13 protein-coding genes are annotated in these 16,360 nt (G+C 48.1%); 8 read left to right on the top strand and 5 right to left on the bottom strand.

Going from position 1 to position 16,360, the window contains the following annotated elements; genetic code table 11:
• Window positions 1-73: 73 nt before the first annotated feature.
• Window positions 74-2,965 (top strand): valine--tRNA ligase, encoded by a 2,892-nt coding sequence (locus B7Y67_RS04910; RefSeq protein ID WP_293597642.1) that lies wholly within the window; start codon window positions 74-76, stop codon window positions 2,963-2,965.
• A 28-nt stretch (window positions 2,966-2,993) separates the two neighbouring features.
• Window positions 2,994-3,878, top strand: a complete 885-nt coding sequence (gene galU / locus B7Y67_RS04905) for a UTP--glucose-1-phosphate uridylyltransferase GalU (RefSeq protein WP_293597641.1) — start codon at window positions 2,994-2,996, stop codon at window positions 3,876-3,878.
• Window positions 3,879-3,969: 91 nt separating this feature from the next.
• Here the strand turns inward: galU and B7Y67_RS04900 are convergent, their stop codons facing one another.
• Both B7Y67_RS04900 and alaS read right to left on the bottom strand, forming a co-directional pair.
• Window positions 3,970-4,197 (bottom strand): sulfurtransferase TusA family protein, encoded by a 228-nt coding sequence (locus B7Y67_RS04900; RefSeq protein WP_041485182.1) that lies wholly within the window; start codon window positions 4,195-4,197, stop codon window positions 3,970-3,972.
• 8 nt (window positions 4,198-4,205) lie between these two features.
• Window positions 4,206-6,830, bottom strand: coding sequence for an alanine--tRNA ligase (alaS, locus tag B7Y67_RS04895; RefSeq protein ID WP_293597640.1), 2,625 nt, complete (start codon window positions 6,828-6,830; stop codon window positions 4,206-4,208).
• 123 nt (window positions 6,831-6,953) lie between these two features.
• On the opposite strand from alaS, the gene B7Y67_RS04890 reads away from it, so the two are divergent.
• From B7Y67_RS04890 to B7Y67_RS04880, 3 genes are all read left to right on the top strand, one after another.
• Complete coding sequence (locus tag B7Y67_RS04890; protein ID WP_293597639.1) at window positions 6,954-7,415, top strand: tripartite tricarboxylate transporter TctB family protein; 462 nt, start codon at window positions 6,954-6,956, stop codon at window positions 7,413-7,415.
• A gap of 14 nt (window positions 7,416-7,429) precedes the next feature.
• Entirely contained in the window at window positions 7,430-8,932 is a 1,503-nt protein-coding gene (locus tag B7Y67_RS04885; RefSeq protein WP_293597638.1) for a tripartite tricarboxylate transporter permease, read from the top strand.
• 84 nt (window positions 8,933-9,016) lie between these two features.
• A complete protein-coding gene (locus tag B7Y67_RS04880; protein WP_293597637.1) occupies window positions 9,017-10,789 on the top strand; it encodes a glutamine--tRNA ligase/YqeY domain fusion protein in 1,773 nt (590 codons plus the stop codon).
• On the opposite strand, the gene B7Y67_RS04875 is transcribed toward B7Y67_RS04880, so the two are convergent.
• Window positions 10,770-11,657, bottom strand: coding sequence for an SDR family oxidoreductase (locus B7Y67_RS04875; RefSeq protein ID WP_293597636.1), 888 nt, complete (start codon window positions 11,655-11,657; stop codon window positions 10,770-10,772). The two genes, B7Y67_RS04880 and B7Y67_RS04875, sit on opposite strands and share 20 nt — an antisense overlap.
• Window positions 11,658-11,693: 36 nt before the next feature.
• Here B7Y67_RS04875 and B7Y67_RS04870 point away from each other — a divergent pair, with 36 nt between their 5' ends.
• On the top strand, window positions 11,694-12,734 hold the full coding sequence (locus B7Y67_RS04870) for a CDP-6-deoxy-delta-3,4-glucoseen reductase (protein WP_293597635.1): 1,041 nt from the start codon (window positions 11,694-11,696) through the stop codon (window positions 12,732-12,734).
• A gap of 51 nt (window positions 12,735-12,785) precedes the next feature.
• Entirely contained in the window at window positions 12,786-13,979 is a 1,194-nt protein-coding gene (locus B7Y67_RS04865; protein WP_293597634.1) for an acetylornithine transaminase, read from the top strand.
• A gap of 53 nt (window positions 13,980-14,032) precedes the next feature.
• On the opposite strand, the gene ispH is transcribed toward B7Y67_RS04865, so the two are convergent.
• Both ispH and B7Y67_RS04855 read right to left on the bottom strand, forming a co-directional pair.
• Window positions 14,033-14,986, bottom strand: a complete 954-nt coding sequence (ispH, locus tag B7Y67_RS04860; protein ID WP_293597633.1) for a 4-hydroxy-3-methylbut-2-enyl diphosphate reductase — start codon at window positions 14,984-14,986, stop codon at window positions 14,033-14,035.
• A 3-nt stretch (window positions 14,987-14,989) separates the two neighbouring features.
• Window positions 14,990-15,436, bottom strand: coding sequence for an FKBP-type peptidyl-prolyl cis-trans isomerase (locus B7Y67_RS04855; protein WP_293597632.1), 447 nt, complete (start codon window positions 15,434-15,436; stop codon window positions 14,990-14,992).
• Between the two features lie 30 nt (window positions 15,437-15,466).
• Between B7Y67_RS04855 and radC the strand changes: the two genes are divergently transcribed.
• Window positions 15,467-16,162 (top strand): DNA repair protein RadC, encoded by a 696-nt coding sequence (gene radC / locus B7Y67_RS04850; RefSeq protein WP_363926694.1) that lies wholly within the window; start codon window positions 15,467-15,469, stop codon window positions 16,160-16,162.
• Window positions 16,163-16,360: the final 198 nt, after the last annotated feature.

Below are 16,360 nucleotides of genomic sequence, written 5' to 3'. Positions count from 1 at the left end.
CTGCCTCGCGTTGTTCTGGATTAAGGTTTGCGAGCAAGTCTGAGTACATCGCCCCAATTATAATTTGCCTCTTATGCCAAATGCTTCGAATACCCCTAACTCACCAGCGGCCAGCTCCTTAGACGAACTAGCCAAATCCTACGAACCCGCCCCAATTGAAGCCTATTGGGGCCCGGAATGGGAACGCCGAGGCATTGCCGACGCCACCCTAGATCAGGGTAAGGAAGATTTCTCGATTCAATTGCCGCCACCGAATGTGACAGGCACCCTACACATGGGTCACGCTTTTAACCAAACCATCATGGATGGCTTGGTGCGTCATGCCCGTATGTCTGGCAAAAATACCTTGTGGGTTCCAGGCACAGATCACGCTGGTATCGCCACGCAAATCGTTGTTGAGCGTCAGCTTGATGCGCAGAAAGTTTCTCGTCACGATTTAGGCCGCGAGAAATTCTTAGAAAAAGTATGGGAGTGGAAGGAAACTTCCGGCAATACCATCACCCGTCAGATTCGTCGTTTAGGCGCCTCGATTGATTGGGGTAAAGAATATTTCACAATGGACAGCAAGATGTCCAAGGCAGTTGTTGAAGTATTTGTTCGCTTACATGAACAAGGTTTGATTTACCGCGGCAAACGTTTAGTGAACTGGGATCCCGTTTTAGGAACTGCAGTCTCTGATTTAGAAGTAGTAAGCGAAGAAGAAGATGGCTCGATGTGGCACATCCGCTATCCATTAGCAGATGGCTCCGGACACCTGACCGTTGCCACTACTCGCCCGGAGACCTTATTGGGCGACGTTGCCGTCATGGTTAACCCAGAAGACGAGCGCTATAAACATCTCATTGGTAAATCAGTACAACTGCCACTATGCAATCGTGAAATTCCGATCATTGCAGATGACTATGTTGATTTAGCTTTTGGTACTGGCGTAGTTAAAGTGACACCTGCGCATGACTTCAACGACTACGCTGTTGGACAACGCCACCAATTACCGCTCATTAACATCCTTACCCTGGATGCCAAGATCAATGAGAATGCGCCAGCGGTTTATCAAGGTCTTGAGCGTTTTGCTGCACGCAAACAAATCGTTGCTGATTTAGATGCTGCCGGTTTACTAGAAAAAGTACAGCCTCATAAATTGATGGTGCCCCGTGGTGATCGCACTCAAACCATCATTGAGCCAATGCTGACTGATCAATGGTTTGTTGCAGTGTCCAAGCCAAGCCCTGACAATAAATATCAACCAGGCTCCTCGATTGCTGGCGCAGCATTAGATGCTGTCACTAAAGGTGATATCAAGCTCGTTCCAGAAAACTGGATTAACACGTACACCCAGTGGCTAGAAAATATTCAAGACTGGTGTATCTCACGTCAACTCTGGTGGGGTCATCAAATCCCGGCCTGGTATGGCGATGATGGCCAGATCTTTGTCGCCCGCTCTGAAGAAGAAGCCAAGGCTAAAGCTGCCGCTGCCGGATACAAAGGTCAACTCAACCGCGACCCTGATGTTTTAGATACTTGGTTTAGCTCTGCGCTGGTGCCTTTTAGCTCTTTAGGCTGGCCTGAAGAGACTCCAGCCCTTCAGCATTTCCTACCCTCATCAGTATTGGTAACCGGCTTTGACATCATCTTCTTCTGGGTAGCCAGAATGGTCATGATGACTTGTCATTTCACTGGCAAGGTGCCATTTAATACGGTTTATGTTCATGGCCTAGTACGTGATGCTGAGGGCCAGAAGATGAGTAAGTCCAAAGGAAATACTTTGGATCCAATCGACCTCATTGACGGCATCAAGATTGAAGACTTAGTTGCTAAACGCACTACCGGCTTGATGAATCCCAAGCAGGCTGAAAGCATTGGTAAGAAAACCAAGAAAGAGTTTCCGGAGGGTATTCCTGCGTTTGGTACGGATGCCCTGCGTTTCACCTTTGCCTCACTTGCATCGCTTGGTCGCAACATTAACTTTGACCAAAAACGTTGTGAAGGCTACCGTAACTTCTGCAATAAACTCTGGAATGCCACGCGTTTTGTTCTCATGAATTGCCCTGGCAATGATCAAGAGAATGGTTTTGCACCTTGTGACAGCCAATGTGGTCCAGAAGGGCAGCTTGACTTCTCTCCAGCAGATCGTTGGATTGTTTCTTTACTACAAAGAACCGAGACTGATGTTGCTAAAGGCTTCCAAAACTATCGCTTTGACAATATTGCTACCAGCATCTATCAGTTTGTTTGGGATGAGTATTGTGATTGGTACTTGGAGTTAGCCAAGGTTCAACTGCAAACTGGTACGCCTGCACAGCAACGCGCTACCCGCCGAACCCTCCTACGTATTTTGGAAACCATCTTGCGCATGGCGCATCCACTCATTCCCTTTATTACGGAAACGCTCTGGCAAACCGTTGGGCCTAAGGTTGGTAAAGAACTGGTGAAACAAGAAAAACAAACCATTGCTCTGCAGCCCTACCCTGTTGCTCAGCTTGATAAGATTGATGAGCAGAGCGAAGCTTGGGTAGCTCAGATTAAATCGATTGTGGATGCCTGCCGCAATTTACGCGGTGAGATGCAAGTCTCACCCGCACTAAAGGTGCCCCTCTGGATTAGTGGGCCGCAAGATTTCTTAAAGAAGGCAAGTCCATACCTTACTGCCTTGGCCAAGTTATCTGAAGTCAAAATCTATGATGACGAGTCCGCTTTAGAGAAAGATGCTCCTGGTGCACCAATGGCCCTGGTTGGTAATCTCAAGTTATTACTCAAAATCGAAGTAGACGTGGCAGCCGAGAGAATTCGCCTGAGCAAGGAAATTGAGCGCCTAGCGAATGAGATTACCAAAGCACGCAGCAAGCTTGGCAATGAAAGCTTTGTGGCTCGCGCCCCAGAAGAGGTTGTTGCACAAGAAAAACAGCGTCTTGCTGGCTTTGAACAAAACCATGAGAAGCTTGTTGCACAATTAGAGCGACTGAAATAAAGCAGCAATCAAACTGATCGGAATTGCCATGCCATTAAGCACTAAAGCCGTTACCAAAGCAGTCTTCCCTGTTGCAGGTTTGGGCACACGCTTCTTACCGGCCACCAAGGCCAGCCCGAAAGAAATGCTCAATGTAGTTGATAAGCCCCTCATTCAGTATGCGGTTGAGGAAGCGATTGCTGCCGGCATTACTGAAATGATTTTTGTGACCGGTCGCAGCAAGCGCGCCATCGAGGATCACTTTGATAAGGCCTATGAATTAGAAGCTGAGCTCGAAGCAAAAAATAAGCAGGCGCTCTTAGAGATCGTACGCAGCGTGAAGCCAAGTCATGTAGATTGTGTTTACGTTCGTCAACCGGAAGCGCTTGGTTTGGGTCACGCCGTCTTGTGCGCAGAAAAGCTCGTACGAGATGAACCTTTCGCCATCATTCTCGCGGATGACTTACTCGATGGCCAACCGCCAGTTCTGAAGCAGATGCTCAAAGTGTTTGATGAGCAAAATGGCTCAGTATTAGCGGTAGAAAAAATTGATCCATCTAAGAGTAGTTCCTACGGCATTATTTCTGGGGCAGAAGTATCTAAGGGTATCTATCGCTTAAATGGGATTGTGGAAAAGCCGCAGCCTAAAGATGCGCCATCCAACTTAGCGGTAGTAGGTCGCTACGTTCTGTCTTCTGACATCTTCAATCACATTCGCAATCTCAAGCCTGGTGCCGGCGGAGAAATCCAACTCACCGATGCAATTGCATCCTTACTCAAAGAGGAGCCTGTATTTGCTTATGAATACGATGGCGTGCGCTATGACTGTGGCAGCAAGCTAGGCTATCTCAAGGCTTCCGTGGAATTTGCTTTACGCCACCCAGAAGTGAGCACTGAGTTTGCAGCGTATCTCAAGAGCCGCTCTTTAACCTAGACTTCACAATGAATCTCCAAGAGGAGAAAAGCAAAAAAGGCAGAAATCACTTTCTGCCTTTTTCTTTACTGTTCATAGTCTGCAGCGTGTTTTATCTTCTCTTCAAAAAGAAAACCAATACATCGCCTTCTGTGGTGCTAGAGAGAAGTTCATTGCCAGTCTGCTTGGCAAATGCGGGGAAGTCATGGGCCGCACCAGAATCGGTTGCCTTCACTTTGAGCACTTCGCCGGACTGCATTGTGGCTAAAGCTTTTTTGGTACGCAAGATGGGGAGTGGGCAGTTCATGCCAATTGCATCTACCTCGAGATTAAATTCGATAGCATCACTCACTTAGAGGCCACCCAGTCTTTCACGCCAGCCAATGCCGCGCCCAACTTGCTAGGATCGGTACCGCCAGCCATTGCCATCTCTGGTTTGCCGCCGCCCTTGCCACCAACTTGCTGAGCAACAAAGTTCACTAAGTCACCTGCTTTTACTTTAGCAATCGAGTCTGCAGTCACGCCAGCGATCAAACTGACTTTATCGCCCTGTACAGAGGCCAACACAATGGCTGCTGTTTTCAGCTTGGCTTTTAAGGCATCCATAGTCTCGCGTAATACTTGCGCATCAGCACCATCTAAGCGGGCCGCTAAGACCTTGATGCCATTGACATCAATAGCCTGGGTTGCCAACTCGTCACCTTGGCTGGCAGCGAGTTTGGAATTCACTTTATCCAACTCACGCTCAGCTTGACGCAAGCTATCTTGGAGTTGAGCAACACGATTCACTAAATCACCTGGATGGGTTTTCAGAATGGTCGCTGCTTCGTTAATTTTGTCTTCCAAGCCCTGCAGGAAGTTCAAGGCATTTCTGCCAGTGACTGCTTCAACTCGACGGATGCCGGCAGCAACACCACCTTCAGAAACAATCTTAAGACTACCAATGTCACCCGTGCGACCCACGTGAGTGCCCCCACATAGCTCTTTAGAACTACCGATTTCTAGTACGCGAACTTCATCACCATACTTCTCGCCAAAGAGCATCATGGCGCCAGTCTTTTGTGCATCATCCAAAGACATCACTTTTCCAGAAGTCGCAGTATTAGCCAAGATCTCGGCATTCACAATATCTTCTACCCGACGAATTTCTTGTGCAGTAATTGGCGCGTTGTGAGTAAAGTCAAAGCGGGTTTTGCTTGCATCAACTAGTGAACCTTTTTGTTGCACGTGATCACCTAAAACTTCACGTAATGCTTTATGCAAAATATGTGTAGCACTGTGATTACGCATCGTTTCCGTTCTTTGCTCGGTATCCACCAAGGCGTTGATTGCATCGCCTATCTTGAGCTCACCCTCTTGCACTTCACCCTGGTGACCAAAAACATCAGCCTGAATCTTGAAGGTATCTTCAACTGCAAAACGCACAGCTTCATTACGCAATTCACCCTTATCGCCAACCTGTCCACCAGACTCGGCATAAAAAGGGGTGTTATCCAAAACAATCACTGCAGCATCGCCAGCTTTGACAGACTGCACAGCAGAGCCATCAACATAAAGCGCAGTTACTTTGGCACCTTCATGTTTCAAGGTGTCATAGCCATGGAACTGAGTCGGTTTACCCGAGTACTCCAAGCCTTGAGCCACCTTGAACTTACCAGCCGCCCTTGCTTGATCACGCTGCTTTTGCATTGCCAAATCAAAACCTTCAGCATCCACCGTGACATCGCGCTCACGGCAAACGTCTGCAGTCAAATCCAACGGGAAGCCAAAGGTATCGTGTAAGCGGAAAGCGGTTTCACCATCAACCGTCTTAGCACCACCAGCAAGTGCACCTTCCAAAATTTCCATACCGTTCGCGATTGTCTGAAAGAAGCGCTCTTCTTCCTGCTTAATTACTTCACTCACTTTATCTTTTGCTGCCTGCAACTCTGGATAAGCTTGACCCATCTCTTTTACAAGAGCAGGGACGAGTTGATAGAAAAATGGTTTGCGTGCGCCTAATTTGTAACCGTGTCGAATCGCGCGGCGCGTAATGCGACGCAGTACATAGCCACGACCCGCGTTACCCGGAATCACGCCATCTACTACGATAAAACTACAGGCACGAATGTGATCAGCAATCACTTTGAGTGATGGGCTATCTGGATCGCAATTCTCACCACCAGCCGCATCAACCGCTTCCTTTGCTGCCTTCAGCAAATTAACAAAGAGATCGATCTCGTAGTTGGAATGCACGTGTTGCAATACGGCTGCGATACGCTCAAGACCCATACCGGTATCTACGCTAGGCTTAGGCAATGGATGCATATTGCCCGCTTCGTCGCGATTGAACTGCATGAATACGTTATTCCAAATCTCAATGTAGCGATCACCATCTTCATCAGGACTTCCTGGAGGACCGCCAGCAATATGAGGGCCATGATCGTAGAAAATTTCTGTACAAGGACCACATGGGCCTGTGTCGCCCATCATCCAGAAATTATCTGAGGCATAGCGAGCACCTTTGTTATCGCCGATGCGAATAATCCGCTCAGCCGGCACTCCGATTTGCCTATTCCAAATCTCATAAGCCTCATCGTCTTCCGCATAGACGGTGACGAGCAGCTTTTCTTCCGGCAACTTGAATACCTCAGTCAATAAACCCCAAGCAAACTGAATGGCATCTTTCTTGAAGTAATCTCCAAAAGAGAAGTTGCCCAGCATTTCAAAGAAGGTGTGATGACGGGCTGTATAGCCCACGTTATCCAAATCATTGTGTTTGCCACCGGCACGAATACATTTTTGGGCAGTGGTTGCGCGGTTGTAGGGGCGCTTGTCAAAGCCTAAAAAGACGTCCTTGAACTGATTCATTCCCGCATTGGTAAATAGCAGGGTTGGGTCATCTCCAGGCACCACTGGGCTGGAAGGGACAATTTGGTGGCCTTTTTGGGCGAAGTAGTCCAGGTATGCCTGGCGAATTTGGGAGACTTTCATGCGAATAATTATCGCATTGGCACTAGTCTGGGGCAAACCCTAGGCAAACCTGCTCAATCCTGCCTTACAATCCCGTAACATTAATAAATAGATCGGCATTTAAGTCGATATAAGGAGCTCAACTTGAAAATTCGCAATCAACGGGATTTTGGTGCCGGAATCATGTACATGGTTATTGGCCTATTTTTTACAATCGTAGCAAGACAATACCCCATGGGTACCGCCGCCAAAATGGGTCCAGGCTACTTTCCCTTCTATTTAGGGATCCTCATGACCCTCTTGGGACTTCTAGTGCTGGTGAAATCCCTTGGCGCCAAGGCTGCCATTGAAAAAATTCCACCATTCCACTGGAAAATCATCGCCCTCATTACTGGTTCAGTCGTGCTCTATGGGCTTTTATTACCAACCATGGGCTTCATCGTTGCTGTATTCGTATTGGTTTTCGTATCCGCCAGCGCCAGCCATGAGTTTCATTGGAAAGGCACCTTAATCAACGCTAGTTTCTTGATTGCGTTTACCTATTCAGTCTTCGTTTTGGGCTTAAGTCTTCAGTTCCCATTACTACCAGCTTTTTTAAATAACTAACCGGGAAACTAAAAATGGACTTATTTGCTAATTTAGCCCTTGGTTTCGATACGGCTTTTACCCTCCAAAATCTGATGTACTGCTTTATTGGTTGCATATTGGGCACGCTAATTGGCGTTTTGCCAGGTCTAGGCCCCATCGCTACGATTGCGATGTTGTTGCCCGCCACCTATGCATTACCTCCAGTTGCCGCTTTGATTATGTTGTCCGGTATTTACTATGGATCACAGTATGGCGGCTCCACAACAGCGATTTTGCTCAACATCCCGGGGGAGACGTCCTCGGTGGTGACCGCTATTGATGGCTACCAAATGGCCAGAAATGGTCGAGCGGGTGTAGCCCTCTTTACCGCTGGTATGGGCTCATTCTTTGCTGGTTGCGTAGCAACCCTAGTTTTAGCTGCATTTGCTGCACCACTCTCAGAACTGGCATTCAAGTTTGGCCCTGCTGAATACTTCTCCCTAATGGTTTTAGGGTTAATCGGTGCGGTCGTGCTGGCCTCTGGCTCTTTGATCAAGGCTATCGGCATGATCATTTTGGGGCTTTTAATGGGCCTTGTCGGAACCGACGTTAACTCTGGTGTAGCTCGCTACTCATTCGATCTTCCCCAGTTAAGCGATGGCATTGGCTTCGTTTCAGTTGCAATGGGCGTATTCGGCTTTGCTGAAATCATGGGCAACCTCGAAAAAAAGGATGGTGATGAGGGCTTCTTGAACAAGATGACCACCATGATCCCAACTAAGCAAGATGTGAAGCGCATGATTCCATCCATCTTACGCGGCACAACCATTGGATCCATCCTCGGAATTCTGCCGGGCGGCGGCGCAGCCTTAGCAGCATTTGGTGCCTACTCGGTTGAAAAGAAATCCTCTAAGTACAGCCATGAGTTTGGTAAGGGTGCAATTGAAGGTGTAGCAGGTCCAGAAGCAGCTAACAATGCTGCAGCTCAAACTTCCTTCATTCCATTGCTCACTTTGGGCATTCCACCAAATGCTGTGATGGCTTTGATGGTTGGCGCAATGACCATTCATAACATTCAACCAGGTCCACAAGTAATGACCAGCAACCCAGCCTTGTTCTGGGGTCTGATCGCTTCCATGTGGATTGGTAACGTGATGTTGATTCTCTTGAACTTGCCGCTCATTGGTATCTGGGTGAAGCTCTTGAAGATTCCTTACCGCTTTATGTACCCAGCTATTCTGGTGTTCTGCTGTATCGGCGTCTATACCGTCAACAACGCCGTATTTGATGTTTATGTGACTGCAGCCTTTGGCTTAATTGGTTACCTCTTCTTCAAGCTGGGTTGCGAACCCCCTCCATTGCTGCTGGGCTTCGTACTCGGACCAATGATGGAAGAGAACTTCCGTCGCGCCCTACTGTTGTCACGCGGTGATTTCACTACCTTCCTAACCCGTCCATTATCTTTAGGCCTACTCATCGCAGCAGCCCTCTTGGTTGTGATAGTGGCATTACCAGCGGTTAAGAAAACCCGTGAAGAGGCTTTTGTAGAAGATTAACTCTCGAATACTTCCCGGACACAAGCCCGCAGCAGTTTGCGGGCTTTTTTCTTGATGGGTGGGGGTTTTCTCTACAATGAGTGCATGTCCCAAGATAGCAAACCATCTAAATCGCCCGCCGGCACTGTTGCTGAGCCCTCTAACTTTTTGCGCCAGATCATCGATCATGATCTCGCGAGTGGCACCTACCAGAACCGCAGCAATCGCGATGGTCAAGCTATTCCCTCCATCATCACGCGTTTTCCACCAGAGCCCAATGGCTACCTCCATATTGGTCACGCCAAAAGTATTTGCCTCAACTTTGGCTTAGCTGCTGATTACAACAATCAAGTGGGTGGTGCACGTTGCAATATGCGCTTGGATGACACCAATCCAGTGAAGGAAGATGTTGAGTATGCCGACAGTATTTTGGATGCAGTCAAATGGCTTGGCTTTGATTGGGGTACACACCTTTATCACGCGAGCGATTACTTTGATCGGCTCTATGAGTTTGCAGAAATTCTGATTCAGAATGGCAAAGCGTATATTGATAGTCAAAGTGCAGATGACATCCATACCAATCGTGGCAACTTTGGCCAAGTTGGAAAAAATAGCCCTTACCGCGATCGCACTGCCGATGAGAATCTTGCCTTATTCCGCGAGATGCGCGATGGCAAATACAAAGATGGTGAACATGTTCTGCGCTTGAAGATCGATATGGCGCATCCGAATATCATCATGCGTGATCCTGTGGTCTATCGCATTCGCCATACCGATCACCACCGCACTGGTAACAAATGGTGCATCTATCCTTTATATGATTTCACGCACTGCATTTCAGATGCGCTAGAAAATGTTTCGCACTCTATCTGCACACTAGAATTTGAAAATAATCGCCCGCTCTACGATTGGATTGTCGCCTCATTAGCAGAGCTGGGGATCTTTAAAAATCCCGTTCCGCGCCAATATGAATTCGCCCGCCTCAACTTAACTTACACCATCACTAGCAAGCGCAAACTACTGCAATTGGTAGAAGAAAAACAGGTTAATGGCTGGGATGATCCTCGCATGCCAACCATCGTAGGCATTCGTCGTAGAGGCTATACGCCTGAGAGCATTCGCTTGTTCTGTGAACGCATCGGCGTTTCTAAAGCAGACAGCTGGATCGATATGAGTACTTTGGATCAAGCCTTGCGCGATGATCTTGAAACCAAGGCTCCACGGGCTACAGCGGTTCTTAAGCCACTTAAACTCGTCATTGAAAACTTTGATGCGTCAGCGAGTGAGCCTTGCTCAGCGCCGCGCCATCCACAGCATCCTGAGTGGGGCAATCGTGAGTTTCATTTCACAAAAGAGTTGTGGATTGAAGAAGATGACTTCATGAAAGAGCCTATTAAAGGATTCTTTAGACTCTATCCGCCGATTGGCGATCAAGCCGGTGGACGCGTGCGCTTACGTCATGGCTTTGTGGTTGAGTGCACTGGCTTTGAAGTGGATGCCAATGGTAATGTCATTCAAGTGAATGCGACTCACTTCCCAGATAGTAAGAGCGGTACCCCTGGCTCAAACAATTACAAGGTCAAGGGCAACATTCATTGGGTTAGTGCAGCTGAGGCTGTGCCAGCGCAAGTTCGTCTCTACGATCACTTGTTTAATGACCCACACCCCGATAGTGGTGATAAGAATTTCCTTGATGCGATTAATCCCAACTCTAAGCAAACGATTACTGCGTACTTAGAGCCTTGCATGAAAGACGCTAAAGCAGAAGATCGCTTTCAGTTTGAGCGTCACGGTTACTTTGTAGCAGACCAAAGCGATTGCAAACCAGGTCAGCCCGTATTTAATCGTACGGTTGGACTCAAGGATTCTTGGAAATAGTTTTCAGAAACTCTGCGACGCCGGGATAGCGTAGCGGAGTTTTCAATTCTGCTAGCCGCGTATTGCTTACGCGCCGTGACTCCCGCATAAAAGACCACAGCATGGGGGATACGATTTTCTCCAACTGCTCAGCCGACAATCTTGGTGGTCGCTCTAGACCAAAGGCATCAGCTACCTCATCAAAGTAGTCACCCATTTTAGTTTCACCACCATCACAAGCATTAATGACGCGCTGTGGTTTACCGTGATAAACAGCCGCACAAACCAATCTTGCCAAATCATCGCTCTGTATATGGTTTGAGTACGCATCCTCAGCTGGATTTAGGGCAGGTGTGCCGGCCTGTATGCGCTCAACTGGTAATCGGTTAACAGCATAAATACCTGGCACGCGCAGGATGGTCAGTACGACTCCATGAGCTGGAGCCCAAAGACGCAGACAATTTTCTGCATTCACTCTTCGCTTTGCTCGCTCGCTTTGAGGGTTGACTGGGGTCACTTCACTCACCCTGCCACCCGCATGATCGCCATAAACACCAGTAGTACTCACATAAATCAAGCGCCCAACATTATCAGAACCTTGGGCTAAAATTCGGAGGAGGTTGCGAGTTCGGCAATCGCGATGACCTGTATTTTGGGGTGGTGCCAAGTGGATCACAGTTTGCGCTAATCCACTTAAACGCCACAAGCTATCAGGCTTATCCAGATCCCCCAAAATCGGAATCGCGCCAACTGCTCTCAACTCCGGAAAACGGGTTTTCTGGGAAGTTAGGGCATATACGCGATGACTTCGAGCGAGTTGCTTGGCAACACGCAGGCCAATGTCACCGCAGCCGACGATCAGGATTCGAGATTTACCAAAAGATTGCATAGGTCACATCGTAACGATTTATTGAAAGGAATGAGAGTGTCCTACCAAGTCACGCTCAAGACGAGCGGCAAACAATTTACCGTCCAGAAGGATGAAACCCTGCTGGAAGCGGCACTTCAACAGGGCATCACCCTTCCCTATGGTTGTAAAAATGGTGCTTGCGGATCCTGTAAAGGCAAGGTTTTAGAAGGTCAGGTAGAGCATGGTCAACATAGTGCCGCCGCTTTAAGCCTGTCTGATGAAGCTGCTGGGGGCACCTTATTTTGTTGCGCCCATCCTAAATCCGACCTTCTCATTGAAGCTCGCGAAGTTCAAGGCGCTGGCGATATCGCTATTCGCAAAGTTCCCTGTCGTGTGAACAGCATTACAAAACCGAGTGCTGATGTGGCGATTCTCAAACTACAACTGCCGGCTGCCGAGCGCTTTCAATTTCTGGCGGGACAGTATTTAGAATTTCTACTCAAAGATGGGCAGCGCCGCGCCTACTCAATTGCCAATGCGCCCGATCAAGAGGGCCCCCTCGAGCTGCATATTCGCCACTTGCCTGGCGGTCTCTTTACCGACTTTGTCTTTGGCGCAAAAGATCCTGCATTAAAAGAAAAAGATATTCTGCGTTTTGAAGGCCCATTAGGTAGCTTCTTCTTGAGAGAAGACTCTAAAAAACCGATCATCTTTGTTGCGGCAGGCACCGGCTTTGCGCCGATTAAATCCATCATCGAGCAAATGCAGTTCAAAAAAATTCAGCGTTCGATTCACCTATATTGGGGCGGACGGCGCCCAAGCGACCTCTACTTCGATGAGCTCTGCCAGTCATGGGCAAGGGATATTCCAGACTTCAAATACACCCCCGTCATCTCAGATGCCCTCCCAGAGGATCAATGGGCTGGATGTACAGGCTTTGTGCATCAAGCAGTAATCGCCGACCATGCCGACATGAGCCCTTGCCAGGTCTATGCCTGCGGAGCTCCTGTCATGGTCAATGCAGCCCGCCAGGACTTTGTATCTCAGTGCAAGCTACCTGAAGAGGAATTCTTTGCGGACTCCTTCACCAGCGCTGCTGATCTCGCGACAAACTAGTCTGCTAAGCGTGATAATAGAAACCTCATTTGACCTCACTTTGCACACGACATGAATAAGCCAGCCCAATCAGTAGATGCCCACTCAGTGATGTTTATTACCCCACGGCCAGAAGTAATGATGGTTGAGGGTAAAGGCTCATGGCTGACCGATAACAATGGCAAGCGCTACTTAGACTTCTTGCAAGGGTGGGCCGTCAACTGTCTAGGCCATAGCAATCCCGGCATGATTGAAGCGCTGAATGCACAAGCTAAGAAGCTCATTAATCCGAGTCCCGCTTTTTATAACGAGCCGATGATTCGCTTATCGAATTTACTGACCGATAACAGTTGCTTTAACAAAGTGTTTTTTGCTAATAGCGGGGCTGAGGCCAATGAGGGCGCTATCAAGCTAGCACGCAAATGGGGTCAACTTAATAAGTCCGGCGCCTTTGAAATCATCACCTTTGATCATAGCTTTCATGGTCGCACCTTAGCGACGATGAGCGCATCTGGTAAGCCAGGCTGGGACACCATGTTTGCCCCACAAGTTCCCGGTTTCCCAAAAGCTGATTTGAATGATTTAGATTCCGTTAAAAAACTGGTGACTGATAAGACGGTTGCAGTGATGCTTGAGCCGGTACAAGGCGAAGGTGGCGTGATCCCAACTACGAAAGAATTTATGCAAAATCTGCGTAAATTCACTAAAGAAAATAATATTCTGCTAATCGTAGATGAAGTACAGGCCGGCTGCGGTCGCACTGGAAAACTCTTCGCCTATCAACATTACGGTATCGAACCCGACATCATGACCTTGGGCAAAGGTATTGGTGGTGGCGTTCCCTTGGCAGCGCTCATGGCGACTGATGCGGTTGCTTGCTTTGTTCCAGGCGATCAAGGCGGTACCTATAACGGCAACCCACTAATGACTGCAGTAGGCATCAGTGTGATCGAGCAACTATTAGCGCCAGGCTTCCTGGAATCCGTTCGCGCCAAAGGCGAATTACTCAGCAAAGAGCTGCTGGCCATCTCTTCAGAATTTAATTTAGATGGTGAACGTGGTGAAGGACTTTTGCGCGCCCTCATGTTGAGTAGCGATATTGGCGGCAAGCTGGTTGAACTTGCTCGCGATAGAGGCCCAGAGGGATTGCTGATCAACTCACCAAGACCTAACCTCTTGCGCTTTATGCCAGCACTCAATGTATCCGATGATGAAATCCATCAGATGTGCAATATTTTGAGAGAGCTGCTCAAGCAAGTTGCCTAAAAGCAACTAGATAGAATGCAATAAAGGAGCCTTGGGCTCCTTTATTTTTTTAGTTAGCCCACTAAATTCTTTGGTAGCGAGAACGTAATGTCTTCAACAACACCTTCAAGATTACGAATACTGCGCGGGCCAAATTCCTGAATCCTCTCCACAATTGAAAGGGCCAAGCTTTCTGGGGCTGACGCACCTGCAGTGAGACCCACTCGCTTCTTACCAACAAACCATTCAGCCTGGAGTTGCTCTGGCGCATCAACCATGTAAGCCGGTACGCCGAGTTTTTCAGCCAATTCACGCAAGCGATTCGAGTTCGAACTTGCTTTGCTTCCCACCACAATAACGATCTCAACTTGAGGCGCCATAAATTTCACAGCATCTTGGCGGTTCTGAGTGGCATAACAAATATCTTGTTTGCGCGGCTGAACAATATTTGGAAACTTTTGAGTTAATGCATCAACGATTTCTTTTGTCTCATCTACGGAGAGGGTAGTTTGCGTTACATAAGCAATTTTTTCATCTTCAGCAAAAGGCAGTTGAGCAACATCCGCTACTTTTTCAATCAGATGAACGCCTTTTTTCACTTGCCCCATCGTGCCTTCAACTTCCGGATGCCCGGCATGGCCAATCATCAAGACCGTGAAACCATCCTTACACATCTTGACGACTTCAAGATGAACTTTGGTAACCAGGGGGCAGGTAGCGTCATACACCTGCAGTCCGCGTGCCTCAGCGTCTTGGCGAACCTCTTGAGAGACACCATGGGCACTAAACACCACGATGCCACCTTTAGGAACTTCATGCAACTCATCCACAAACACAGCGCCTTTTTCACGCAAACCATTTACGACATAGGCGTTGTGAACAATTTCATGGCGTACATAAATTGGCGCGCCAAAACGGGTCAGCGCTTCATTCACGATATTGATCGCGCGATCTACACCCGCGCAAAAACCGCGTGGCTGTGCCATCAAAATTTCTGCGGTGTCGTGCGCGCTAGATGGATTACTCATAACTTACAGAATCGCAACGATTTCAGCTTCGAAGGTAACTGGCCTTCCAGCAAGCGGGTGATTGAAATCAAACCAAGCACCTTCTTCATTAATAGATTGCAACACACCAGCATATTGCGCGCCACCAGGAGCATTAAATTCGATTACATCACCAGGATTGAATTCCACATCATCATCTCGACCCTCTTTAAGCGCGCCCAAAGTAACCCACTGAATTAATTCTTCCTTGCGTTCACCAAAACTTTCTTCCGGCGGCAGTAAGGCGCTTTTCTTTTCACCCACACCCAGTCCGATTAATACCTTTTCAAAACAAGGCGCAAATTGACCAGAACCCATCAGCACCGTCGCAGGACGATCGATAAAAGTATTGATGTAATCATCCCCGCTAGGCAAAGTCAGCCGATAGTTGAGAGTCAGGAAGGAGTTGGGCAAAACCGTAAACTTAGTCATAAGGTAATTGTATCTAGGCCCGACCTCAGCGTGCACTCACCGATTACGGATTGGCCAAAAATGGAGCGGCCTCGCGAGAAACTGCGCGCCCTCGGAGCATCAGCCCTGAGCGATGCGGAATTGCTTGCAATCTTTCTGCGCGTTGGCGTCAAAGGCAAAACTGCCGTAGCTTTAGCTGGTGACCTTCTTCACTATTTTGGCAATTTGCCGCGCCTACTGTCTTGCACACCAGAGGAATTAACCCAGATTCACGGTATGGGTATTTCTAAATGGTCACAAATTCAGGCAGCATATGAGCTCGTCAAGCGTAGCCTTGAGGAAACCCTCTCCCAGGAATCAGTATTCTCATCGCCAGGGTATGTCAGGGAGTTCTTGCAAGCCCGATTTGGCCGTCTGCCACACGAAGTCTTCCTATGTCTATACCTTGACTCTCGCCTGCACCTGATTGAGTGCCAGGAGCTCTTTAGAGGCTCTCTAACCCACACTGCAGTCTATCCTCGAGAAATCCTCAAAGAAGCCCTTGCCAGAAATGCTAGCGCCCTTATCGTTGCCCACAACCACCCCAGTGGAAACCCACTCCCCAGTATTGCCGACCAGGAATTAACCAAAATGCTGGCTAAGGCCTTGCAACTGGTGGATATTCCACTCCTAGATCACTGTATTGTCAGTGACAGCGGTTTTTTCTCATTTTCAGAGGCAGGCCTTATGAAAAATGACTATAAATAGAAGTAATCACTAACTTAATGGGAATTTTTGGCCAATACCGGAGCTTAGATTGCCATATCCTCAAAACTAAAGCCAAATAGGGGTAGATCAAAGTGCCCAGAGACTGATACAATCTTCTTTTTTCGCAATTAATGGAGTTATGTCATGGCAAAAGTTTGCCAAGTCACTGGGAAGAAGCCGATGGTTGGCAACAATGTA

The organism is Polynucleobacter sp. 35-46-11 (genome assembly GCF_002281105.1).
The sequence above is the reverse complement of the archived record's forward strand: the minus strand, read 5'-3'. Positions and strand labels throughout refer to the sequence as shown.